At 36.2% G+C, this 25569-nt stretch carries 23 protein-coding genes; 17 read left to right on the forward strand and 6 right to left on the reverse strand.

The genetic code is table 11. The features are described 5' to 3' along the window. Positions 1-74: 74 nt before the first annotated feature. The 4 genes from AB3H93_RS07100 to AB3H93_RS07115 all read right to left on the reverse strand — a co-directional run bounded on the left by AB3H93_RS07100 (position 75) and on the right by AB3H93_RS07115 (position 4825). Positions 75-1379 carry an alpha-L-fucosidase gene (locus AB3H93_RS07100; protein WP_368020361.1) on the reverse strand — a complete coding sequence of 435 codons (1305 nt, stop codon included), beginning with the start codon at positions 1377-1379 and terminating at the stop codon, positions 75-77. 10 nt (positions 1380-1389) lie between these two features. Then, positions 1390-1875, reverse strand: coding sequence for a hypothetical protein (locus tag AB3H93_RS07105; protein ID WP_368020362.1), 486 nt, complete (start codon positions 1873-1875; stop codon positions 1390-1392). Between the two features lie 15 nt (positions 1876-1890). Further along, a complete protein-coding gene (locus AB3H93_RS07110) occupies positions 1891-3759 on the reverse strand; it encodes a beta-N-acetylhexosaminidase (protein ID WP_368020363.1) in 1869 nt (622 codons plus the stop codon). A gap of 421 nt (positions 3760-4180) precedes the next feature. After that, positions 4181-4825 (reverse strand): DUF624 domain-containing protein, encoded by a 645-nt coding sequence (locus AB3H93_RS07115; RefSeq protein ID WP_053766422.1) that lies wholly within the window; start codon positions 4823-4825, stop codon positions 4181-4183. Positions 4826-5081: 256 nt separating this feature from the next. Here AB3H93_RS07115 and AB3H93_RS07120 point away from each other — a divergent pair, with 256 nt between their 5' ends. From AB3H93_RS07120 to AB3H93_RS07150, 7 genes are all read left to right on the forward strand, one after another. Continuing rightward, a complete protein-coding gene (locus AB3H93_RS07120) occupies positions 5082-6428 on the forward strand; it encodes an alpha-L-fucosidase (protein ID WP_207414546.1) in 1347 nt (448 codons plus the stop codon). A gap of 33 nt (positions 6429-6461) precedes the next feature. Continuing rightward, positions 6462-7415 (forward strand): ABC transporter permease, encoded by a 954-nt coding sequence (locus AB3H93_RS07125; RefSeq protein WP_368020364.1) that lies wholly within the window; start codon positions 6462-6464, stop codon positions 7413-7415. A gap of 13 nt (positions 7416-7428) precedes the next feature. Further along, the gene (locus AB3H93_RS07130; protein ID WP_034700323.1) at positions 7429-8337 is read left to right on the forward strand and encodes a carbohydrate ABC transporter permease; all 909 of its coding nucleotides are present in this window, start codon (positions 7429-7431) and stop codon (positions 8335-8337) included. 31 nt (positions 8338-8368) lie between these two features. Then, positions 8369-9991, forward strand: a complete 1623-nt coding sequence (locus tag AB3H93_RS07135; protein WP_181914924.1) for an extracellular solute-binding protein — start codon at positions 8369-8371, stop codon at positions 9989-9991. A 302-nt stretch (positions 9992-10293) separates the two neighbouring features. Beyond that, complete coding sequence (locus tag AB3H93_RS07140) at positions 10294-11685, forward strand: glycoside hydrolase family 1 protein (protein WP_207427534.1); 1392 nt, start codon at positions 10294-10296, stop codon at positions 11683-11685. 292 nt (positions 11686-11977) lie between these two features. Next, positions 11978-12904: a manganese-dependent inorganic pyrophosphatase gene (locus AB3H93_RS07145; protein WP_010719439.1), complete on the forward strand. Its 927-nt coding sequence runs from the start codon at positions 11978-11980 to the stop codon at positions 12902-12904. Positions 12905-13130: 226 nt separating this feature from the next. Then, positions 13131-14012, forward strand: a complete 882-nt coding sequence (locus AB3H93_RS07150; RefSeq protein ID WP_368020365.1) for a DUF1803 domain-containing protein — start codon at positions 13131-13133, stop codon at positions 14010-14012. Positions 14013-14177: 165 nt separating this feature from the next. Here the strand turns inward: AB3H93_RS07150 and AB3H93_RS07155 are convergent, their stop codons facing one another. Further along, positions 14178-14798, reverse strand: coding sequence for a hypothetical protein (locus AB3H93_RS07155; RefSeq protein ID WP_010719437.1), 621 nt, complete (start codon positions 14796-14798; stop codon positions 14178-14180). Positions 14799-15111: 313 nt separating this feature from the next. Between AB3H93_RS07155 and AB3H93_RS07160 the strand changes: the two genes are divergently transcribed. From AB3H93_RS07160 to AB3H93_RS07185, 6 genes are all read left to right on the forward strand, one after another. After that, positions 15112-15258, forward strand: a complete 147-nt coding sequence (locus AB3H93_RS07160) for a hypothetical protein (protein ID WP_368020366.1) — start codon at positions 15112-15114, stop codon at positions 15256-15258. 66 nt (positions 15259-15324) lie between these two features. After that, positions 15325-15714 (forward strand): hypothetical protein, encoded by a 390-nt coding sequence (locus AB3H93_RS07165; RefSeq protein WP_010719436.1) that lies wholly within the window; start codon positions 15325-15327, stop codon positions 15712-15714. A gap of 4 nt (positions 15715-15718) precedes the next feature. Next, positions 15719-16483, forward strand: coding sequence for an alpha/beta fold hydrolase (locus AB3H93_RS07170; RefSeq protein ID WP_368020367.1), 765 nt, complete (start codon positions 15719-15721; stop codon positions 16481-16483). Positions 16484-17004: 521 nt separating this feature from the next. Then, positions 17005-17952, forward strand: coding sequence for a LacI family DNA-binding transcriptional regulator (locus tag AB3H93_RS07175; protein ID WP_034700335.1), 948 nt, complete (start codon positions 17005-17007; stop codon positions 17950-17952). 98 nt (positions 17953-18050) lie between these two features. Then, entirely contained in the window at positions 18051-18785 is a 735-nt protein-coding gene (locus AB3H93_RS07180) for a hypothetical protein (RefSeq protein WP_010737399.1), read from the forward strand. 72 nt (positions 18786-18857) lie between these two features. Then, a complete protein-coding gene (locus tag AB3H93_RS07185; protein ID WP_368020368.1) occupies positions 18858-19910 on the forward strand; it encodes a zinc-binding alcohol dehydrogenase family protein in 1053 nt (350 codons plus the stop codon). A gap of 39 nt (positions 19911-19949) precedes the next feature. On the opposite strand, the gene AB3H93_RS07190 is transcribed toward AB3H93_RS07185, so the two are convergent. Further along, positions 19950-20615, reverse strand: a complete 666-nt coding sequence (locus AB3H93_RS07190) for a YitT family protein (protein WP_010719430.1) — start codon at positions 20613-20615, stop codon at positions 19950-19952. A gap of 127 nt (positions 20616-20742) precedes the next feature. Here AB3H93_RS07190 and AB3H93_RS07195 point away from each other — a divergent pair, with 127 nt between their 5' ends. The 4 genes from AB3H93_RS07195 to AB3H93_RS07210 all read left to right on the forward strand — a co-directional run bounded on the left by AB3H93_RS07195 (position 20743) and on the right by AB3H93_RS07210 (position 25290). Then, complete coding sequence (locus tag AB3H93_RS07195) at positions 20743-21030, forward strand: hypothetical protein (RefSeq protein ID WP_010737402.1); 288 nt, start codon at positions 20743-20745, stop codon at positions 21028-21030. A 450-nt stretch (positions 21031-21480) separates the two neighbouring features. Then, on the forward strand, positions 21481-23019 hold the full coding sequence (locus AB3H93_RS07200; RefSeq protein ID WP_063626965.1) for an ABC transporter permease/substrate-binding protein: 1539 nt from the start codon (positions 21481-21483) through the stop codon (positions 23017-23019). After that, on the forward strand, positions 23016-23981 hold the full coding sequence (locus AB3H93_RS07205; protein ID WP_063626966.1) for an ABC transporter ATP-binding protein: 966 nt from the start codon (positions 23016-23018) through the stop codon (positions 23979-23981). The genes AB3H93_RS07200 and AB3H93_RS07205 overlap by 4 nt, the downstream gene beginning before the upstream one ends. After that, positions 23968-25290, forward strand: coding sequence for an NAD(P)/FAD-dependent oxidoreductase (locus AB3H93_RS07210; protein WP_034700340.1), 1323 nt, complete (start codon positions 23968-23970; stop codon positions 25288-25290). The genes AB3H93_RS07205 and AB3H93_RS07210 overlap by 14 nt, the downstream gene beginning before the upstream one ends. Positions 25291-25569 lie beyond the last annotated feature (279 nt).

Raw genomic sequence — 25569 nt, forward strand, 5'->3', positions numbered from 1 at the left:
CTTTCGATGCCGGTATTTTTTGTGAATCACCGAAGGAAGTATCATCTGCTTTTTATTTGGTCTTTATTTGCTCTTTATTCGTCTTTCAAGGTAATTTCAATTACTGGGATCAGCACATCAGGCTTGATGATTGGCAAGGTGATGACAAGATCTTCTGGAGCAATGACTGCTTCTGTAGAAGTAATCACTTCGTCCGGATCAAATCCTCGATAAAAAATTTCCGAGCCATCATTGAGCAGACGAATAAACTCAACTTTACCTGCTAATCCTTTAAGATGAAGGTTGCGGTAAGGATAAGAAAAGAGATGCAGATAAAGCTTGTTTCCATTTTGTGTATATCGGCAATCGTCAGGAGCTTCAAAGGCGCTATATGAACAGCCAATGACAGATGCTTTGTGAAGGGTCATCCAATCCCCGATAGCATGTAGCCGTTCCAACGTTTTCGTATCAATCATTCCTCGTGGATTAGGACCAATATTCATCAAGAAATTCCCATTTTTTGAAACGGTATCAATCAGCATTTTCAAAAGCATCTCACTACTTTTCCATTCCATATTGTCACGGTCATACCCCCAAGTACCATACATTGTCTGACAAGCTTCCCAGATAACAGGCATGCCGTTTTTCTCTAATGGTTTATCAGGTTGAAACTGTTCTGGAGTAGTGATGCCATGGCCTAAATCAAGCCGATCATTCAATAGGAGATGAGGTTGCAGTTCTAAGCAGAGCTTTTCTAGTGCTTCGCTATCCCAATCAATGTGCCCTTTTCCTTTTGACCAACTCCAATCGCGGTGGCTGTAAGAAAAATCGAACCATAAATAATCGATTTTTCCATATTCTGTCAGTAGTTCTTTGACTTGTTCGCGAAGATAGCGTTGATAAATCTTGATATCTCTTTCAGAATTTTTTTCTCGCAGTTTCTGGTTCTCTCTTTCAGGATGCAGTCCGTCCAGTGGGAAATGTTCATGGCGCCAATCGATCAGTGAGTGGTATAACCCGATTTTGATCCCGACTTTTCGAAAAGCCGGGAGTAGCTCTGCCAGAAGATCTCGTCCAAAAGCAGTATTGGTGATTTTGTAATCAGTTTGTTTCGTATCCCATAAGGCAAATCCTTCATGATGTTTTGTCGTGAATACCATGTATTTCACCCCACAGCGAGCGGCTTCTTTTGCCCAAGCATCTGCATCAAACAAATCAGGGTTAAAATGCTGAAAATATTTTTTTGAATATTCCTCTAAAGAGACTTGTTCTGTGGTCATAAACCATTCGTGTCTAGCTCCAACACTGAACAAGCCAAAATGGATAAACAAACCAAAACGATCATGGATAAACCAGTTAGGATCAGGATAGTCGGTGGGCCAATTATTGAATTTTTTCATATGAACACTCCTAATTTAAAAATTGTATATTTGTCATTGTTGTTTCTTTGATTTTCCATTTATTCTCTTCAAAAATAAAGGTGTGATATGCCGTTGTGATATGATCTCGATATGCCTTCTTCCCATGATTCACTGTTTTTTGTTCTGCCACTACTAACATCGATTGAGGTGCTTGTTTGATTACTTCGAAAGAAAGCAGTTCATGACTGACATCATAGTCTTTAAAAAATTGCTGCATTTCTTTTGTGGTCGCTTTATGTGCATCTTTGACTAGTGTTGCTAAATAGTCGTTCAGATTTTTATCCGTTGCAGCCTTTAAATTTTGTTGCAAAAGCTGATGGCAGATGTTCGCAGTTCTTTGATTATTGATTTTCCCAGTGATTTTAGTAGATGTCTGTTTTGCTTCGACACGAGGCACGTTTCTGACAAGCTGAGAAGCAGCAGTGACCAACAAAAAAATACTCAGAATGACCAAAAAAAGAGTTCTCTTTTTCATTTTTTATCCCTGCCTTTAGATATCTGATAGTTTACTAGCACTATAAATTCCATGGAACAAGTTTCGCCCGACACCGCTTGCTGTTTTGAAAGGAGCATCGAAGGGTAAAGGCGTTTGCTCAAGCTCAGGCAATTGCTTGATTTCTCCTGTTAAAAATTTATTCAGTCGCCAAATGGTTGTTTCTATCCGACTTTTTAAGGCACCGTAACGAAGATCGATAATTTCATAGCCAAAGGGTTTATTCCATTCAAACCATAGCTGGCGATGGAGGTGTTGCAACTCATTGATCTTTTTGGTGAGAACTTCCAGTTCGTGAAGGATTAGTTGTAACTGGTCATTCCTTTTTGATTGGTAGGCTCGATAAGAGCGACCGATCAAATTTGTTTTTATAAAAAGGACTTGTGCTAATTTCTGATAAAAAGTAAACATCGTTTGTGTGTCCTCATTAGCTGTTACGCTAGATAGTTTCTCACTTAAGTCCTTATAATGCGCAGGAAGTTCTAAATTTTGCAGATCAACATCGTAAAGACCGTATAATAGATCTTGATAAAGTGCCAACTTACTACTATTTGATCCATCAGGGTTATTTTTTGCTACACCTTTCGTCTGATCAAAAGCATCTAGCAGTAAAAAATCATCAGCTTCAAGATGGTGGAAGAGACGGAAACGCTCCATAATCAGTTCCATGCTTACTTCAGGAGCAAATTGTTCCTCGCTGAATTGTTGTAATCCTAACAAACTTGCGATGATCGGTGTTTCAGCACTATCATCGCCCCATAAAGTAGCATAAACTTCGTTGATTTTTTCCTCTTTTGCGACAGAAAGACTAGCTCTTGTCGTTTCAAATGATTTTCCATAATTTGGTGCAAGACCATTCCACGTCCAGATACCGCCCGCAAAAACGATTGGTCGTTGCAATTTTTTATGATTTGAAAAATGCAATTGGTATTCTTCTTTTGAATGATGGTAATAATCCCAATAAACCATACTAATTTCAGGAATCTTTGCAATCAAATCTTCTGGAAAATGTACGTCTTTATCGTAATAGTCTCCTGACTTTGAACCGATTCTAAAAAACATATCGCTCCACATCATGGGCTGTAACTGATAGTTCCTGCAGATTTCCATTACTTTTTTCAGATGCTTTTCCATAATATCAAAGCGATCGATCAAACCATGCTGGGTTAAATAATGACCACGTCCCAGATCATGAGCTTCGTCCATCCCGATATGAATTTTTGACGTTTTAAAAGCGGCTGCGATCACAGAAATTGCACGATCTAAAAATTGATATGTTTTTTCCTCTTCCACAAGGAGAATATCACTTGTATCTCTCATGCCATTGGCAAATCCCCATTTTAGCGGATTAGTTAAATGAGCCAGCGTTTGAATACAAGGAATCAGCTCGATCCCTACCGTCTCTGCAAAAGCATCCAACGCCTTTAATTCCTCAAGAGAATAGGCACCACGACAATAACCAAAATAAGGATAATCAGGGATTTGATACGTATCTTCCATATAAAGCATGCAGCTATTTAATCCCATCTTGCTACAAAGAACAAAAAAGTGTTTCAGCTGATCAACAGTCATCACAGCATTTCTAGAAAGATCTACCATGGGCCCAATTTTTTCAAATTGCGGAAACTCTTCATAAACAAATTCTTCTTCACAGCGATCTAACCAGAGTGACAGCGCTCGAAAAAGATGGGCTTTTTCCTGAAAATAGATAAACGTTTCGTTTTCTTTATTTTCAATTTTTAATGAACCGTTGCGCTGAATCAGTTGGAGTGGTTTTCCATTATCTGAAATAGTTAACGCTAATTCGTTTGTCGCAATTTCAAAAAAATCACGCATGACATCTGTAAGTTCGATTGAAACTTGCATAATAACCTCCTTTAAGTAATCGTTTTCATTTTCAGTATATAGCACTTGTAAAAAAAGAAAATAACTAGCTTGAAAGTACATAATCTGTTTATTTGACATAGTGAAAGTTGATGAATATACATAGCCAATCAGCTTCTGGAAAATAATAAATGAAAGAAAAAACGAAAGGGATAAGTAACAGGTAGTAGCCTTAGCAAAAATTGAAAAAAGGCTTGAGTCAACGATTGGCAGAAGGTTCCCTTTGATGGCGACAATTATGAATAGGGAGTGAAACAGACATTTGGCTTTTACCCAAAGGGCTGACGAATCGCATTGTAGATTGTAAGTTAAAAAAAAGCTATTATTGAGATTTCCTTGTAAAATCTCCTCGCAGTTCTGTTACAGCTTTTAGCTGTTTGTTTGATTTAAGGTTTGTTTTTTGTTATTGCGTTAAGGTACGATTTTTTTCTTCAATTTTAATCATTGATTGCAAAGAGAACCAACTTAATGGCAAACAGAATAAAGGCACAAAAGCCACGATTGTCAAAATTGGGAAAAAGGTAGAGACAGCCGTCACGACAAAGATCCCCAGAATAATCGCTACGGTCTCAATCAAGCTACACAAAGATAGAAATAATGCTTGTTTGAAATATTGTGTGAATGACAAATCATAACGTAAAAATACTGGGAATAAATAAAGAATGACTATGACAGTTGCGATAAATAATAATAAGATCCCCATATGAATGAAAGGGTTTTGTAAATACACAGCTGCAATTCTCAGATCCATCCATAGAAATCCTAGTAACATGCCAGCAGCATAGCCTAGTTGATTTGTTGAAATAAACAGATTATTGAAGCTTGTTTGAAAATCTGAATATAAGACTTGAGGAATTTGTTTTTCTTCAAATAAATGATAGAAAAATTTGAGAACGGTAACACTTGCGGGAAAAGTTCCTAGTAGAATACAACCTCTTAATACCGATAAAAACCAAAATACTTGGAGCTTGATGAGAAAAAGCAAGAATTTTCCTAAAGAATAGGTAAAATCAAAAATAGAATGTGGTGATCGTTTATGTTGATTCATAGCTAAAACCTCCTTGTATTAGTCATACAGCTCTTTTTATTATAGTAAGGTTTATTTATGTTTTCTATCAGTATGCGATTATTACATAGCTTTTTCTACTTTTACATAGTTACTTTCCGACTAAGAGATAAGATATAGATATCCTCTAAATAAGTTACGCTTTATGCTGTTTTTACATAGCTTATGCTTTTTACATATTGCTGTTGCCTTGCTTTTTTTGTAAATTTAAAGCACAAACATGAAAGGGGTTTCATAAATGGCGATACGTGGAGATATCGAAGTACCTAAAGAGGTTGAATTAGATCATAGGACTTATCCAGAAACAGAAATGCTAAAAGAACGATTAGAATGGTTTCAAGATTTAAAACTTGGCGTGATTTTTCACTACGGACTTTATGCTCAAGCAGGAATCGTAGAATCTTGGCAACTTTCTGAAAAAGACCTTTGGGCAAGAGAAGGGCGTGAGTTTCGGAAAGATTTTAAACAACTGCAACTAGACTACTGGAATTTGATTAAAGAGTTTAACCCAGAAAAATTACAGGCAAAGAAATGGGCAAGTATATGTAAAGAAGCAGGCTTTAAGTATTGTATTTTTACAACGAAACATCACGATGGGTTTAATATGTACAATACTCTTGAAACAGAATATAAGGTTGGCGGTAAACAAAGCCCATTTAAAAGAGATATTTTAAAAGAAGTTTTTGAGGCTTTTCGTAAAGAAGAAATAGCAACAGGAGCCTACTATTCAAAAGCCGATTGGTATTCGCCGTTTTATTGGTTGGATGACGATACGATCAAGGGGCGTCATGCGAGCTATGATACGGAACGTTACCCAGAAATTTGGCAACGTTACGTAAGTTTTGTTCATAATCAGATTAAAGAAATCACGCATAACTATGGTCATGTGGATCTTTTATGGTTAGATGCTGGTTGGTGTGGACAGAAAAAAGAAGACCTGGAAATGGATCGATTAGCAGAAATCGCTCGTGAGAAGCAACCGGAATTAATTATTGTGGATCGTATGATGGGGGGCAGACATGAGAACTATGTGACCCCTGAACGAAAGGTGCCAGAACTAGCTGAAATTCCCAAGAAAGTTTGGGAAAGTAATATCCCGATTGGTGATGATTGGGGCTATGTACCAAATGATCGCTTTAAGAGTTCCCAAGAACTATTGGAAACTTTTGTCGATGTGGTCAGCAAAGGTGGGAATTTGATCTTAGGAGTTGGGCCAAAACCAGATGGTACCTTTACTGATGAAGAAACCAAAATCTTACAGGAAATTGGGAATTGGCTAAATATCTATGGAGAAGGAATCTATGAAACTCGCTCACAACCTAAAGAATGGCAAAATCAGTGGAAATTAACATACAGCAAAGATCAAACCATACATTATGCCTTTCAAAGTATTCGCTTTACACAAGAAAAAATATTTTTAGCTGACATTGAGGCCGATAAACATCATGTGATTAAAGATTTATCTACAAAAAAAGAATTAGAAGTATATACGGAAGAAGATCAAATATATATCCTCAGCAGTGAATTAGAGAAACCAGCAATTGGGCTGATTGGTCTTGAAATTTCAAAAAAGCCACAAGGATAGAGATGAGTGAACTTCATAAAAGGAGGTTAAAAAATGGCTGATGCATTACTTGATGTCAATAAAGAGAAAGAGAAAACAAAATGGTCAGAGATCAAAAAAAAATTATATAAAAGCCGACAGCTGTATGTTTTTGTCATTCCAGCATTGGTGGTGGTTGCTGTTTTTTCTTACGGTCCCATGTACGGCGTGATTATAGCATTCAAGGATTATATCCCATCATTAGGGATTTTTGGAAGTCCTTGGGTAGGATTTAAGCATTTCCAACGTTTTTTTGATTCCTACTATTTCTGGGATCTAATTAAAAACACGTTAGGTATCAGTATATATTCTTTGATCGTAGGATTTCCGCTACCGATTATTTTAGCATTAGCACTAAATGAGTTGAAAGATGGAAAATTTAAAAAATTTACGCAGACAGTGACTTATGCACCTAATTTTATTTCAGTCGTTGTCGTATGCGGTATGTTAATTGCTTTTTTGACGCCTTCCACCGGTATTATTAACCATCTACTGGTTTTTCTAGGTTTTGAGCGAATTAGTTTCATGACAGATCCTCGTTGGTTTAAAACGATCTACGTATTATCTGGGGTTTGGCAAGGAACAGGATGGGGCTCAGTGATTTATTTAGCTGCATTATCTGGTGTTGATACACAGCTTCATGAAGCTGCAACTGTTGATGGTGCAACGAGATGGCAAAGAATCTGGTATATCAACCTACCGACTATCATTCCTACTATGGTTATTTTACTGATCATGAATGTGGGGAGTTTGATGTCATTAGGTTATGAAAAAATCCTGTTGATGCAAAATGCGTTGAATATGGATTCTTCAAATGTGATTGCCACGTTTGTTTACAAACAAGGGTTGCTTGACGCACAGTACAGCTATGCATCAGCTGTCGGACTGTTCAATGCAGCAATCAACGCATTTTTATTGATCACAGTAAATAAAATTTCGCGTAAAGTCAGCGAAACAAGTTTATGGTAATGGAGGGGAAATAATGTATTCAAAAGCGATCCGATCATCGAAAGGCGACAAATTTTTTATGTTTCTCATCTACTTGTTTATTGCCATTGCCCTTTTGTTGGTTATTTATCCGTTGATTTATGTTATAAGCGCATCTATATCAAGTCCGACCTCCGTCAATTCTGGAGAAATGTGGCTATTGCCAAAAAAGATCACTTGGGATGGTTACAAAACGATTTTTACGTATAAAAGTATCTGGCAAGGTTACCGGAACACGATTTATTACACATTACTAGGAACATTTATCAATTTATTATGTACACTTCCTTGTGCATATGCTCTAGGAAGAGCAGAATTTTATGGGAAAAATCTATTTATGAAATTTTTGATGGTTCCTATGTTTATCAGTGGCGGTTTGGTACCTACTTATTTATTGATTAAAAATCTAGGGATGAATGATTCGATTTGGGCGTTAGTTATTCCAGGGGCCGTTTCAGTTTATAATATCGCAATTACACGTACTTTCTTTCAATCTACCATTCCTAGAGAAATGGAGGAAGCGGCATTGATTGATGGATGTTCTGACTTTCAGATATTTATGAAGATTGTTTTACCTTTATCAATGCCAATTATTGCAGTAATGGGACTATTTTGCGGAGTGGCCCATTGGAATAGTTATTTTAGTGCGTTAATCTATTTAACAAACAAATCAATGTATCCGCTTCAATTAATCCTGCGAGAGATTTTAGTGAATCAAGATTTAACAAAAGGAACAACAGAGATGACAGCAGCTGCAGCAGAAGTAGCTTATAGTAAACAACAGCTTGCACAAGTCATTAAATATGGAGTAATGATCGTTTCGACATTACCAATCATTATGATCTATCCGTTTTTACAAAAGTACTTTGTTAAAGGTGTCATGGTTGGTTCTTTGAAAGGCTAACTAAAAATAAATAAGAGAGTGAGTGAAATGAATGAAAAAATGTTATTTATTAATTGCATCATTAGTGTTGACAACAACTCTTTTGGGTGCTTGTGGCAACAAGGGAAATACTGCTGGAAAAGAAGAAACTATTGCCGTTGAAAAAACCGGAATGCCAATCGTTAAAGAAAAAATCAACATGACGATGATGGCTCCTGGTGGAGAAGCAGAATGGGATGAGTTAGCTTCGGCTAAAGCGTTAGCGGAATTAACTGGAATCAATTTTGATTATATTACTCCGCCAAGCACAGATTTTGAAGCGAAATTGAATTTGGCTTTTGCTTCTGGTGAGTTACCAGATGTTATTTTTGGTGCAGGAAGTGGTCTTTCAAATGCCAAACAATCAGATTATGGATCACAAGGAATTTTAATTGCCTTGGAGGATTTGATTGATGACTATGCGCCAAATTTAAAGAAAATCCTTGATGAGAACCCAGAGTTCAAAAAATCAATTACTGCACCAGATGGTCACATTTATTCTTTACCACGATTATATCCAGAAGATACCTCTAGCCCTCTTTATATCTCACCTTTATGGTATAACGGCGAGTGGCTAGAAAAATTAGGGGTAACCGAATTGCCAAAAAACACGGATGAGTTATATAAATTGTTGAAGCGATTCAAAGAAGAAGACCCCAACGGTAATGGCAAACAAGATGAGATTCCGTTATCAGACGGCAACAAGTTGGCAATTATTCGTACGTGGTTGCTACCTGCTTTTGGTATGAAATCTCTAGGAATCGAAGAAGTTAACGGAAAAGTGCGTTATGCTGCTGCATCGGCTAACTATAAGGAATATTTAACGTATATGAATAAACTTTATTCAGAAGGATTGCTGGACCCAGAAGTCTTCTCACAGTCAGAAGAAAAGTATCAAGGAAACACACAAACAGATAAAGTCGGTTTATTTGGCGCGTATGCTTCATACATGGCTACTGGTAAAATGCCTGAGGAGTCTTTATCAGATCCAATGTTTTCACCAGTTACTTCAAGTATTCAAAATACACCTTTAGCACCGGGTCATCCTCGTGTAACAACTGGAACTTTTGCGATTACCAATAAATGTAAAAGTCCAGAGGCAGCAATGCGATGGGCGGACTATCTTTACACAGAAGAAGGACAAGATTTAATGACAAAAGGTCCAGAAGGGGCATTTTGGAAATATGAAACAAACGATTCTGGAGAAAAAGTTCGGGTATATACAGGTGAAAATAAACAAAAGATGGAAGAAGACCGTGGGAAAATTGCAATGGATTATGGCTTAGTCGTACCGGGATTAGAAGACGATTATGCCCAAAGTGTTTTAGCTAATGTCAACGATCCTGATCCTAGTGTATGGACGGAATTTCGCATGAAAGAAATCAACGAGAAAATCATGCCCAATACCGAGGTACCTTTCCCAATTGTTTATATGACGAAAGATGAAGCAGATCAAATTGCGATCAACGCGACGGACATTCGGACTTATGTAGAGCAAATGGAAGCTAAATTTATTACAGGTGTGGAAAGTTTGGCTAAATGGGATGAATATGTCAGTACATTAAAATCAATGGGATTAAATGATTTTGTCAGCACTTATCAAAAAGCATATGATCGTTGGGCTAAAACCGAATAATCATCTTTAACATCAAAGTGGACGTTTGGGATGTTCCTAGCGTCCAGCTTTGTTTGAACAAAATATCAAGAGTTTGGAGAAACCAAAATGAGATTATTAGCAACTAGCATAGCGATGATGGTCAAACAAATGGTTTCATGATAAAGATCAAAGAGAACGAGTATCACACTGAATAAATAATTTTGCCAAATCATGGTAAATATAAATGAGAAAAAGAATGAACCAACATAAACGATGATCATTGGGTTCACTGACTGAAGGGAATCAGTGGATAAAACGATAGAAAAGGAAGGAAATTTTAAATGGATACATTTCCACAAAACTTTCTGTGGGGAGCAGCGGCTTCTGCCCCTCAGACAGAAGGAGCTGCTTTGGTTGATGGCAAGAGCCCATCAACTTGGGATAAGTGGTTTGAAATAGAACCAGAATTGTTTTATAACGGAACAGGACCAGAAAATACCTCTAATACGTATTATCAATACAAAGAAGATGTTGCCTGTATGAAGGCAATGAATTTAAATTCCTATCGGACATCGATTGCTTGGACGCGTCTTTTACCGGATGGCAAGACATTAAATCCGCAAGCTGTTGATTTTTACCGAGCCTATTTTCAGGAAATGCTGGATAATGGCATTGAGCCGATCATCAATTTGTTCCATTTTGATATGCCTTGGTGGCTGATGGAAAAAGGTGGCTGGGAAGTTCGTGAGTCAGCGGATCATTTTGCATTTTACGCAAAGACTGCGTTTGAAGCTTTTGGCGATTTAGTAAAAAAATGGGCGACGTTCAATGAGCCTCTTGTACACATCGAATGTGGGTATATGGGAGATGCACATTGGCCCAAGGTGCATGATTTTAAACGAGCTATACAAGTTGCCTATCACACACTACTAGCGCATGCGAAAGCTGTAAAGGAGTACCGGCGCTCTTCTTTTAATGACGGACAAATTTCTATCATTCTCAATTTAGCACCCGTTTACTCTAAAAGCGAAGAAGCTGAAGACGTGGCTGCTGCAAAGTGGGCAGACCTGTTTTATATTCGCAGCTTTCTGGACTGTGCGGTACGAGGTACTTTCCCAGAAGAGCTGGTAGAGGTATTACGAGAAAGTGATTTGCTTCCTAAAACAGAAACAGGTGATAAAGAAATTTTTGCGGAGAATACAGTAGACTTTATTGGTTGTAATTATTACCAGCCATTACGTGTTCAAGCACCTCAAGAAAAGAAACGACCAATCACAGGACTAAGAGATTTATTCCGAGGTTATGATTGGCCGGAGAAACGAATTAACCCACATCGTGGCTGGGAGATTTATCCGCGGGGAATCTATGATATTGCGATGCGGTTAAAAAACAGTTATAGCAATATCCCTTGGTATATTTCAGAAAACGGGATGGGTGTGTCGCAAGAAGAACGTTTCAACAATAAAGAGAATATGATTGACGACAACTACCGAATTGATTTTTTATTTGAACATTTGACGCAACTGCAGCAGGCAATTTCAGAAGGTTCTCCTTGCTTTGGGTATCATATGTGGACATTTGCTGACTGTTGGAGTTGGTTGAATGCCTATAAAAATAGATATGGTTTTTATCGTGTCGATCTGGACAATGGCTATAAACGGTTACCGAAACAATCAAGTTTATGGATGGCACAGGTAATTGCTGAAAACCGCTTAGTTGAACCGTTTGCTTAAAACTCAAGTAGTTATTAAAGGCTAGTAAAGAAAAAAACGATAAATGATTTACTTTTCCCAACTTTTTCTTTCAGTACAAAGAGTTCTGCAATGAAATGAGTAATGGCATGGCCAACTTTTTAAATGACTGTTCCATGGTACTTCGCGCTATCAAAAATTTTGTTTACGATTGTTTGATATAAAAGTAAGATGGATCGAAATTTCTTCCATCCTAGAAATTATAGCGTCAGTATTGCTTCTTTCGGTTTTTTTGCTATTATTAAGTAGGAGAAACCATAAAGGAGCGAGACAAATGTCAAAAATTTTAGTTTTTGGTCACCAAAATCCAGATACAGATGCAATTGGAGCGGCAATCGCCTTTTCACACTTGCAAAATCAACTAGGAAAAGAAACTGAAGCTGTAGCTTTAGGTACACCTAACGAAGAAACACAATATGCATTAGATTACTTTAAGTTATCTGCCCCACGTGTCGTTCAATCAGCAAAAGAAGAAGCAACACAAGTGATGCTAGTGGACCATAATGAATTTCAACAAAGTATTTCTGATATTGCAGAAGTAGAAATTTTAGCGGTCGTTGATCATCATCGGATTGCAAATTTTGAAACAGCCAATCCACTTTATTACCGAGCTGAACCAGTAGGTTGTACAAGTACAATCATTTTGAAGTTATATAAAGAAAACCAAGTAGAACTTCCTAAAGAGATTGCTGGCATTATGCTTTCTGCAATTTTATCTGATACATTGCTATTCAAATCACCAACATGCACATCAGAAGATGAGGCAGCTGCAAAAGAACTTGCAACAATTGCAGGCGTTGATTTGACAAGCTATGGGTTAGATATGTTAAAGGCCGGTACAAATCTTAGCGATAAATCAGCTGCAACCTTACTTGATCTTGATGCCAAAAGCTTCCCAATGGGAGAAGCTAATGTTCGTATTGCACAAGTGAATACAGTCGATTTAAGCGAAGTAATGGCTCGTCAAACGGAACTGGAAGAAGCGATGACTGAAGAAATGGCTAAAAATGGATATGACCTCTTTGTCCTAGTGGTAACGAATATCCTAGATAGCGATTCTGAATTATTAGTTGCTGGTCAAGGATTAGATAAAGTCGAAGAAGCTTTCCAAGTTAAATTAACGAACAATCGTGCCTTATTAAAAGGAGTTGTTTCTCGTAAGAAACAAGTCGTTCCTCAGCTAACAGCAGTTTTTAACTAAGCTAGCTAAGGGGTTGCTAACACCTTTTATTCGATTTATTAAAGAGCCTGACAGCTATTTGTTCCAGGCTCACAATGCCAGCCTAGCTTGTTCGATCAAAATGAGGTTGGAACAGAAGTGATCCAGCTTTAAAAAATAAGCCGAAGAATCCGAAAATAGTTGCTCGTATTTTTGGGATTCTTCGGCCTATTTCCGATTGAGCTAGGGAAAACGAGAAGGGGAAAAAATGAACTATTTTTATTCACATAATCACCAGCAGTTGCTTAGCAAACTAGTAAACAATGCTGTTTTTCCAACTTTGATTGAGTATTTGCATCATCATCAAGAAGAAGACATTATTTTGAGAGAGTTGAAAAAAAATTTTGATCATCCAAAATTTGAAGCTTTTCTTGATCAGTTGATTGATGAAAATCTAATCAAGCGGGAAAATCGTCGTTATAAGTTGAATTTTCCAATATTTGAGGAAGAAACTTATCAAAAAGAAATTGAAGAAGCTGCAGCCCAGATTTTACAAGCTATTAGTCATTTGTCGCAAACGGAAAAACAGTTGGTTATGGGAAATGAATGTTGGCAAGAATGTTTCGTGTCTAATTCAACCTATTTTTATGCAACCGTAGAAGATCTTATTCCTGTGACGAGACAGGTTGCCGGCAATGAGAATTATCGATTTGTTTCTTTAAATTATCATAACAAGTTATCTTATTCTCTTGCCAATTATTTTTATTTACAAAAGAAACAATTACCTGTGCCATCAGAATTTTTAAAAATTGTAGAACTGATCGGTGACGTCAACGAAACTTATTATTTTGATCAAGTTGAAGTAATCATTGAGCGTATCCAAGCTCAAAAATATAAGAATCGTCGTTCCAGTATCTTCTTTGATTCACTGATCTTGTCGAATACTGTTAAAGTTGTGAAAACTGATGATCAGCTCAACTATCAATTAGCATTGCCGTTGGTTAAAACGGCAAACAGCAGAAGACAACTACCCAAAATCGCTGCTGGAAGAACCGTGGAAGAGCATGCTTATATTGCTAGAAAAGTCTATGATCGTCTTATCAAGGAACTAAATTTAGCAGATTTTTCTTATATAGAAAAAATCAACTGAAAAATTTTTAGACTCAACTGTTAATAATCCTCAGACATCAAAGTTATCAGAAATGACTAGCTTTGATGTTTTTTATGTAAAGTTCAATCATTTATGTCTATTGTAAAGGATTCTTTATTAGCAATATCATCCGAAAAATAAAAAAACAGTTCAAGGCACTTAGACTTACTTGTCCTGAACTGTTTTTCTTATTTGCCACATCATCATTCCTAAACACGAAATGAAGAGTAATTCAAGAAAATTACTAGTGATTTGAATATTTGCTGGATCAAACGTTGGCGCTAACGCTAATACAAGAAAAGAAAAGACACTATAGACAAAGCAGAATAGTGGGATTAGTTGCATTAAAAGTGGCAAGCGTAACTTTTTGAATATTAGTGAAAAAATAAAGTAAGTAAAGATGGATAAAATGATAACCAGTCCATTCAGTATAAAAAAGAACAATGAATTTTGGTTAAAGGAATAGAATAAAACGGTCAGTAATGCGAGCAACCTAGATGCAACAAAAATTGTAGCAGCTTCATCCATCTTTTTGGGGATTTGTTTTTTCACATATGTTCGAAAAGCCAATGAAAAAATAAAACCACACAAAGATGAAAGAATTAGCAAGAAGAGGCTCTCATCTACCTGACTTAAACCGGGGTGATCTAACAATAACCAGCCAAAGGCATTACATGGTATATCGGAAGATCTGAAATAGGAATAGCATAAGAACAAAAAAAGTGTCAATAGGGCGAAAAGCGTCCCTATGTGCAAAAATGTACTTGTCTGTCGTTTCGTTTTCATATATTCTCCTGATAAAAATAGTGTTAATCAGATATATGATAACAAAATGATGAGTATATGTCGATGCTTTTTAATGGAAATAAAAAATAAAGCCTTTTTTTATATGGTAAATTTCATTTTAACTTCAATTACAAGTTTTCAAACTAATTTAATTAAAGGTTTTACTAATGATGTGCCTCACTTAAATGTTTTTATTCACAAAGAAATTTAGTGACAACATTGATTATTACTTATGAGTTAATAATAGATCAGTTTGATGTAGATTTTCCCAAAAGTATATTTATTCTCTATTTTAAAAAGGAGAAGTTTGAACATGAAATGCCTGAAAAAAGAATTAAGTTTTTCAGAACTAGACAGTCAAAATGAGGAGCATGACAAAAAATCAAGAGGTACTTATAGGTTGTTAGGTCATTTTGATTGTGAACGATTATTTGGAAAAAAAGAAAAAATTAAAATTTAAGCCTTTTTTGTTCTAAATGATGATAAAACGATTATAATAGAATTATAAAGAGAGTTGGTGATACGAATGAAAATAATAAACCGAGCCATAGGAGTCACTCATGTTCTCAGTGTTGCCTCTTGTGGGTATTTAGATTTATATTCACTCCAGCAGCCCATCGTAGCCAATAATAATATCTTTCAGATATCATTGACCGATAGCTTGCTTTTAAGTATTTTTTTATTTTCCGTGATCTTTATCGGAAATATTTTTGGCAGCTTTGCTAGTTTTTTTAATTTCACAATTTATCCACTGCTTACCTTAGGATTAGGACTAGCTGGTCTTTTAGCATTATTGCTCTTTTCAAGAACGATGAGCTTATTTTTGATTTTGTTTGGTACGATTTGTTTATTTCAAATTGTGGTTAGTGGATGGGAAATATTTCGTTCGACTATTTTGATGAAGATCGGAGACTAAAGAAGTGAATCCAATTATATTAAAACGTAAAGTAAATAATATTCCATTATTAGAAGTTGTCCTAACCGAATTAAGAGCTGAAAAAATTCCGATAATTATTTATTATCATGGTTGGCAAACGAGTAAAGAATTAGTTTTGACACAAGGAAGAAAGTTTGCTAAACAAGGATTTCGTGTCTTACTACCAGATGCAATGAACCATGGTGAAAGAAAGCAAGTAGTTTCTGCTATTCCTTCCTTTACCTTTTGGAATAGTATTTATGGAAACTTATTTGAATTTGAGACTTTATTGAAGCACTTAGAAAAACGAGATGTTCTTCATGAAAAAGTAGCTGTAGGTGGCGTTTCAATGGGGGGGATGACGACTTGTGCGTTGTTAACAAAACATCCGCATTTGGTTGGTGGTATTTGTCTGATGGGTTCCCCTGCGCCTGAACAGTATGCTAAAGAAATTTACAAAAGAGCTCATCAGTACCAATACATACTGCCGAAAGATTATTTTGATTTAATTTCTTGGGTCGAAAAATATGATTTATCTTTGCAGCCAGAAAAACTAGCTGGGCGACCTTTATATTTTTGGCACGGTGAAAAAGACGAGAAAATTCCCTTTCAACAAACCAATGATTTTGTGAAAAATAATCAAAAAGAACGTTATGGTCAAGGAATTGTTTTTGATTATTCGCAAACCGAAAAGCATATGGTAAAAGTACCATTGATGGATAGAGCAACCAAATTTTTGGTGCAAATGATGAATGGATCCAAAGAATAGAAAAGACAGGTGTATTCTGATTTTTTATAACAAATTAAATAGATAGAGAAGTAAACAATGCTATGAAATAAGCAAAGTTGAAGTTGAGAAATAAGCGTTTAGCATCAAGAAATACGAAAGAATATCCAAAAATTGACAAGAAACACAAACACTGGTTTTTGCTATTGATGGATACTTACTAGGTGTTTCTCAAATTTTTAGTCAATTTCGGCAAATTTTTTGAAGTTGTTGCTCCTTAAACACCGTTGATTCGTTTTAGAGATACTAGAAGAGGAGGCTATTTTTGGCTTAGTCTCATTCTTTGCTATTCTTTTAGTTCATATCTGAAACTAGAAAATAGATGGAGATAACGTACATTTCTCTAATAAAATGGAGTAACTGGCTTTCGATTCTAGTGAACTTTTATTAAAAAGATGCTGGCTTGTAGATGATTTTTACGATATTTCTACATTTTATCGCTTTCAAGTTTGCTATAATGATAGAAAACAGAAAAAAGTTTTCTATTGTGAAAGGAGCAACCTATGCCAACATTAGCTGATGTTGCTAAAAAAGCAAATGTATCCAAAATGACGGTGTCTCGTGTCATCAATCACCCGGAACAAGTAACGGATGAGTTAAAAGAATTAGTTTTTTCTGCGATGGCAGAATTAGATTATCGCCCCAATATTGCAGCAAAAGCACTCGTTTCTAATCGATCACAAATCATCAAACTTTTCATCCTTGAAGAGATTGATACAACAGAACCGTATTATATGAATTTATTGATGGGAATTGCAAAATGTATTGGAAAAGCGCACTATTCTTTGCAGTTGGTAACCAATGATGCATTTGACGTAGGGTCTTGCGACGGCTACATCATTACAGGGGTGAGAGAAAAAGATTTTGACTGGATCGACCGATTGGAAAAACCAGTCGTCCTTTTTGGTGAAAATCGTTTTGGCTATGATTATGTAGATAGCGATAATCATTATGGCACAGCAAAGGCTTCACAATATGCTATGGAATGCGGTTACGAGACAATTATTTATATTGGGATTGACGAGGATGAGCCATTTGAGTTATCAAGAGAAGCAGGCTACCTTTCAGTTATGGAAACAGCCAACATGAAGCCGCAAATATTACGTTTCCCAAATCATTCGACAATGGCAGAGAAATATCTTGCCGATCATTGGTCAACTATTAAACCAAAGACTTGTTTTATTTGCAGCTCTGACCGACTAGCTTTAGGGATTGTAAGAGGTATTGCTAAAGAAAAGGGGAAAATTCCTGAAGATTTTGGAGTCATTGGCTTTGATGGCGTATTTTTAGACCAAATCAGTTCACCCAAATTAACTACGGTAAAACAAGATATCGTACGAATGGGTGAAGTTTGTGGTGAAATGTTGTTAAAAAAAATTACCGAAAAAGGAGAAAGTCAAGGATACCGTCGATTTTTCCCTGAATTGGTCATTCGAGAAACGACCAGATGACCGTCGAAAGAGGTTAAACTTAGTTATGGTTACTATGGAAAATGAAAAAATTATGCTATGATTGAGAAAAGTTCCATTTATGAGAAGGATGGTTTAAAATGAATGAAATTAGACGGAAACATTTTCGTTTTCCTGCCTATGATGACGAAATTGGCGTCAAACTAGCAAAAAACCAAAGGCGTGTTTTATTTGATGGACAGGATGATCTATTAACCGAAAACAATAATCAACCAATGTTTGAGCAAATGCAAGAATTTCACTTTGCTCAAGGCGATGCTAGAGAACAACGCAAACGTCGAAATTTGAGCAATTCAAAAAAATCAACAATTCCAAAAGAAAATTTAGTCAGACACAAAGAACAGCTTCCTGATTATCATACGCATCAAGCAAGTAATCGCCCATTGACTAATCAGCGGACGAGAAAAGCGGCTGATTCAATGAATAGTCAGAAGAGCCAAGAGCAGCACACAAGTACCAAAGCCTATACATCGAACCAACAAAAAAATGGTCGTGGGCGTTCTTACTTTGTACCTAAGTATGTGCCAGCATCAATTATTCCTGATCCAAAAGTATCTAGTATTTCTGACGCAGAACTAGTTGATTCAATGAAAAAAATGAAAGATTCATATTTGTTATTTGATAATGAACCGGTACCTTACCAAACAAAAAAAGCCGGCTCTCCTTCTGTACAACCTTTTAACAAAGCTGAGAAAGAACCACTCAGTGCGACATCAAAAAGAAAAGATAAAAATCATGGTGTTTTAGAAAGATCATTAAAAGGATTGATAGAAGAACAAGGGAATTCTTTGGGAGAAAATAGCTATTTTAAATAATGGAAAGCCTGGATAACTCCTTTCGTGGATTGATCCAGGTCTTTTTGTATAAAGAAAGAAGGAAAGGTTTCTATGAAAAAACAAATGAAGCAAATAGGGTTTTATGAGGGATTACCATTGACTGACAAAAATAGTTTTTTAGAAAAGTTGGCAGAAACTCCGGTTCCTAAAAAAAGGGAGTTATTGGTGGAGATTTCAGCGGTTTCAGTGAATCCAGTGGATGTAAAATTTAGAATGCAGACGCCAAAACAAGAGTCTTTAACTGTTTTGGGATTTGATGCGGTAGGGAGAATAGTTGCAAAAGGTCCCCAATCTGAAAATTTTGAGATAGGAGACCGTATTTATTATGCTGGTTCAGCAAAACAACCAGGTAGTAACCAAGAATATCAGTTGGTAGATGAACGAATTGTGGCAAAAGCACCAGAAAATCTCACGGACGAAGCTAGTGCAGCATTACCGTTAACTGCAATCACCGCCTATGAACTCTTATTTGAGAAATTTCAATTGATTCCTAAAGAATCAGCGAATAAAGGTAAAAAAATATTGGTCATCAACGGTGCTGGAGGTGTCGGTTCGATTCTCACACAATTAGCAAAATGGAGTGGGTTAGAGGTGGTTGCGACAGCCAGCCCCAAAAACTTTCAATGGTTAAAAGAAAATGGGGTCGATCATCCAATTGATTACCATCAAGAGTTAAAGCCTCAACTAGAAAAGGTTGGGATAAGCACCGTCGATGTCGTAGCGGTTTTACATGATATCCGTCCCTATCTAACTGAGCTGGCAGAAATGATTCAACCTATGGGGAAAATTGGGATGATCGTAGGACTTGATGGACCAATCGATATTGCAAGTTTTAAAAATTTATCTGTTTCATTTGAATGGGAGTATATGTTTACTAAAACGGATTATGGTCAACTAATCGAGATACAAGGGGAAATATTAAAACATTTGACAGCATTGGTAGAAGAAGAAAAAATCCATACTACTTTAGGAAAAGTATACAGAGAAGGCATCAGCAAAGAGACTTTAAAGCAGGCAACGAAAGAAGTAGAGACTGGAAAAGTACATGGTAAAGTAGTGATTACTGGAGGTTTTGCTAGTAACGAAATAGCGACTGAAAAGTAGAAATATACTTTTCAGTCGCTAACCAATCATTTAAGAATGTTATTCAAATTGTTCTGCAGAATCAAGAGTATCAAAAGGTTCTTTTGAACGATTTGCAGAAAAAGGATTGAGAGAACCTTTTACTTCGAGATATTTCACTTTGTTTAACGTATAAGATAAGATGGAGCAACTGAGTAAGGTATAAACAAAATGTGTTACATCCAGATATAATAAAGAAACAACCAAGATACCAAATGTAATCAAGAATAGACTTTTACCGATCTTGATATGGAAATATTTTTCAAAGGCTTGGTAAATAATGTCTGTTCCGCCAGTGCTTCCACCAAAGCGAAAGACCAGACCACAACCGATACCAGATAATACACCAGTCATCAGGCTATTGAGTAAAAGATTGTGGACAGCAAAATGGACGTTTAGTCCTTCCCACAAATGTAAAAAGAACACTAAGGCAAAGGTTCCGACAATCGTTCGCAGAAAAGCCTGCTTACCAAAAATGAATAATGAAACCAATAGCAATGGTAAATTGATAATAAGTGATGTAATGGAAGGAGCAAAACCGAATAAATTATTAAGTAAAAGGGCAATCCCAGTTACACCACCATCTGCTAATTTAGCAGGAATATTGATCCCGGTCACAGCTAAACCATAAAGTGCAGCGCCAAAACTGATACCAACCAGATCAATTAATAGATTTATTTTTTTCATTCTCAAACCTCTTTTCTTTTGAAAATTTTCAGCAACTTCTTTATTATACTTATTAGTTAAGAATCTTCAATAGATAATTTGAAAATTTTTTTCAACATTTAAAGGATGTTCAAGGAAAGGAGTAACTATGCGAGCAGCTGATCTATTAACACTCATCACAACTTCTCCAACGAAAAGAGAATATAAAGGCATCTATTGTGATCTTCATGATAATCTGCAGGCTTTGACGAGCATTCGAAGAAAAGGTGAGACTCAATGTGTGTTTTTATTTGAACCAAATAAACCCAATCTGCCGATGAAAGAGTTGCTTATTTTCTTGATGAAAAATCGTGAAAAAGAAATTTTGTATCAAAAAGGTCAAGAATTTTACCCATTATACGGAGTGAAAGAAAGAGCAAACCAGCTAGTCATTTGAGAAAAAATAGGAATTTCGAGAAAAATTGAACGTTTATGACTCTAAAACGATCATTTATTACTTTTTTTTATCTTTGAACAAAACTTACAGTATAATAATTTATGAACAAGCCAGTAAAAATTATCTCCCCCACGAGGTTTCTGCTTTACTGGCTGTTTTTTTATATTCAAATAAATTAGACACATTTCTCGTTCAAATTCGTGAGATGTGTCTTTTTTTATATAAAAGAAATACATAGAGTTTGAAGAAATAAATTTCTTCTTTCTTTCCATTTTCTTTCCATTTATTGATTAAGGACTTTATTGCTAGTTTGAAGCATATTCAGAGAATTGCCGGGGTGTTGGATTTACAAATGATGAACTACGCATCTTTTTTGTTCTTTTCAGACAACTTAGTTGGGGATTTTTTCGTCTATGTTTATACTTAAATTAGAATGGAAAGGAAGATCCTATGAATAATTTTTTTCAAACGCTTGTTGAGCGAAAAGGAGAATTGATCTCCGCAACATTTCAGCACTTATCAATTTCATTAATTGCCTTATTGATTGCGATTGTTATTGCAATCCCATTAGCTATTTGGGCAGTGAACCATAAAAAAATGGCAGAAGTATTGTTGCAGATAACCAGTGTTTTACAGACGATCCCATCTTTAGCTTTATTAGGATTGTTGATCCCCTTCGTTGGAATCGGAACAGTGCCAGCGTTGATTGCATTAGTGATCTATGCGTTATTACCAATTTTTCAAAATACGTATATCGGACTTAGTGAAATTGATCCATCCATTGAAGAAGCAGCAGTTGCTTTTGGTATGTCACGCATGAGACGGTTGATCAAAGTGGAATTGCCAATCGCGTTACCTGTTATTATTTCAGGTATTCGGACAGCCCTTGTCTTGATCATTGGAACAGCAACGTTAGCAGCATTGATCGGTGCCGGTGGCTTAGGAACGTTTATCTTATTAGGAATTGATCGAAATACGCCAGTTTTGACTCTGATTGGTGCAATCAGTTCAGCTTTGTTAGCGATTATTTTCAGTAGTTTAATCAGACTTCTTCAACATTTGAAACCTCGATATACAGTTATCACTTTATTGCTTATCTTTTTGGGAATCGGTGGAATATCTTTGTATCAAAGCGGACTCTTTAAAGAAGATAAGGTGACAATTGCTGGGAAATTAGGTTCAGAACCAGATATTTTGATTCAAATGTATAAAGAATTAATTGAAGATAATTCAGATGTTGAAGTTGAATTAAAACCGAACTTCGGCAAAACCAGTTTTCTTTTTAGTGCATTGGAGAATCAACAGATCGATATTTATCCGGAATTTACAGGAACTGTTTTAGAAAGCTTAGTTAAAGTACCTGATGACTTAAAAAATAAAGAATTGAATGAAAAAGAAACCTATAATCAAGCGAATCGCTTATTAGGTGAACAATTTGAAATGACACTTCTTCAACCAATGGCGTATCAAAATACCTATGCTTTAGCGGTGAAGCGATCATTTGCCAAAGAAAATGGGCTAAAAACCATTTCTGATTTGGGAAAGATTGAAGATCAGATAAAAGCCGGTTTCACATTAGAATTTATTGATCGTTCGGATGGCTATAAAGGAATCCAAGAACTTTACAAGCTTAATTTTCCAAGTGTACAAAGTATGGAACCAAGTTTACGCTATCAAGCCATCGATAACGGAGATGTCAATGTAGTAGATGCTTATTCGACGGATAGTGATCTAAAACAATATGACCTTGTCACCTTAGAAGATGATCAGGGATTATTTCCAGATTATCAAGGAGCTCCTTTGATGACCAAAGCCTTTGCGAAGGAACATCCAGAAATCGTTACAGCTCTAAACAAGCTCGCTGGCAAAGTAACAGAATCTCAAATGATTGAAATGAATTATCAAGTGAATGTAGAAAAACAACAACCTGCGGAAGTAGCGCATGCATTCTTGGAAAAAGAAGGACTACTGAAGGAGGGGAATAAATGAATAATCTGATAGAATTCAAGCAAGTCCAAAAGAAATTTGGCGAAAAATATGCAATTAAAGAACTAAACTTATCGATTGAACAAGGGGAAATCTTTGTTTTGGTGGGTCCCTCTGGTAGCGGGAAGACGACCTCGCTTAAAATGATCAATGGTCTATCTCAGCCGAGCGCAGGGGAGATATTCTTCAAGGGTAAATCGTTAAAAGACTATGATTTACAAAAAATGCGGTGGAAAATGGGCTATGTTTTACAACAAATTGCGTTGTTTCCAACTATGACTGTCCAACAAAATATCGAAGTTATTCCAGAAATGCTAGGATGGGAAAGAAGAAAAAGAGAAAAAATAGCTGACCAATTACTTGAGAAAGTCGGACTTGATCCTACAATCTATCGAAATAGAATGCCACAGGAATTATCCGGTGGAGAGCAACAACGGATCGGTATCGTCCGTGCTTTGGCAGCTAGCCCAGAAGTTATTTTGATGGACGAACCATTTAGTGCTTTAGATCCTTTGTCTCGAGCTTCTTTACAAGACCTTGTACTTTCCTTACATCAAGAATTAGGCACAACGATCGTCTTTGTGACGCATAATATGGATGAAGCCATAAAATTAGGAGATCGGATCGCTGTCATGAAAGAGGGCGAATTAATTCAATGTGACCAACCCGACCAGTTGTTGACTCAGCCTAAAAATGAATTTGTACGGAGCTTTTTTGATGAAACGATTCAACAAAAACAACAAACAGTAAAAGAGCTGATCGTAGCTGACGATTACAGCAAAGGAATTCATCAAGCGGATTTTCCAGATGTTTACTTAAGTACACCGCTGACTGAAGTATTCGAATTATTGATCCAACATGAAGCAGTAAATATTCGAGAAAATGAGGAAAATCTAGGGGAGATTACAAGAAAAGATATCTTCACTTATTTATCTAGAAAGGAAAGAGAAAATGAAAGAATATGATGAAGTTGTGATTGGTTCTGGCGTAGCTGGTATGAGCGTGGCTTATGGGTTAAAAAAAGCAGGGAAGAACGTCTTGATCATCGAAGAAAATCTTTGGGGTGGTACTTGTCCTAATCGAGGATGTGACCCTAAAAAAATTCTACTAAATAGTGTGGAAGCAAGAAAACGAATTGAACAGTTGTTGGGTAAAGGATTCAGCGAAGTACCAACTGTTGATTGGCAAGAACTACAAGCATTTAAGCGCAGTTTTACAGATCCAGTTTCAAAGAATCGTCAAAAAGAATTAGCAGCAGCTGACATTGATTATCTAGCTGGAACAGCACGCTTTATCAATGAAAATACGATCATGGTAGGAGAAGAAAAAATTTCAGCTGAACATTTCATTCTTGCTACTGGTCAACGACCATCGATTTTACCTATTGATGGGAATGAATTTTTACAAACAAGTACTGACTTTTTATCATTAAGTGAATTGCCTCAGGACATTATTTTTATTGGTGCAGGCTATATTGCATTTGAATTAGCGATGATCGCTCATGCTTCAGGAAGCAATGTCACGATCGTTCACCATAATCAACGACCATTAAAAGCATTTGACGAACAATTGGTCAAACAATTAGTTAAACAAATGGAAGCAGCCGGGATTCGATTTGTTTTTGATTTTGAGTCACAGCGAATTATTCAAGAAGGAACGCACTATTCCTTGCAGTCAAACGATCAAGAACTACAAGCAGATGCGATTTTTTGTGCCACTGGAAGACAGCCAAATGTTGAGCGACTAGACCTGGAAAAGGCGAAGGTAGAAACAACGAAACATGGTGTTGTTGTTAATGACTATCTTCAAACGAGTAATCCAATGATTTTTGCTTGCGGGGATATCATCTCACGGACAGAGCCAAAATTAACGCCAGTTGCTACCTTTGAAGGAAATTATGTTGCAAACTATGTATTAGGAAATACTAAAGAAAAAATTAGTTATCCTTCCATTCCTACGATCGTTTTTACTAGTCCGAAATTGGCTCAGGTCGGAGTAACAAAAAAACAACTCACTGGACAAGAAGAAGTAGTAGAAATTGATATGACCAATTGGTTTACCTATCATCGTGTGAATGAACCACTTGCTAAATCCCAAATGATCTATGACAAAGCTGGGTATTTGATTGGTGCCAGTGTCCTTAGTGAACAGGCAGATGATTTAATCAATGATTTGAATTTATTGATCAGTCAACATACAAAAAAAGAAGAATTAGAGCAATGGATCATGGGTTATCCAACGGTAGCGAGTGATTTATCCTATTTATTGAAATAAAAAATACAGTGTATTGATTATGTAAAAAAACGATTAAATATAAAAAAATAAACGCTTAAATCTGTGGCTGAAAATGTCCTCGAATTTAGGCGTTTTTTCTATTGTAGTGAAAATGATAAAAAGATTATTTTAGTGAAAGGCTCTTTATGGAGTTCTCTAAAAGATCCGGTAGTAAATATTTTAATAATAGATATCTTGAGTGTTATTTTTATTAAAATATTACCTCGCAGAAAAGCACGAATCTTATAGGTTGATCACTACTTTTTTAATATTATTATA

It is taken from the genome of Enterococcus sp. C74 (assembly GCF_040887125.1).
In the GTDB taxonomy this organism is placed as follows: Bacteria; Bacillota; Bacilli; order Lactobacillales; family Enterococcaceae; genus Enterococcus_B; species Enterococcus_B hirae.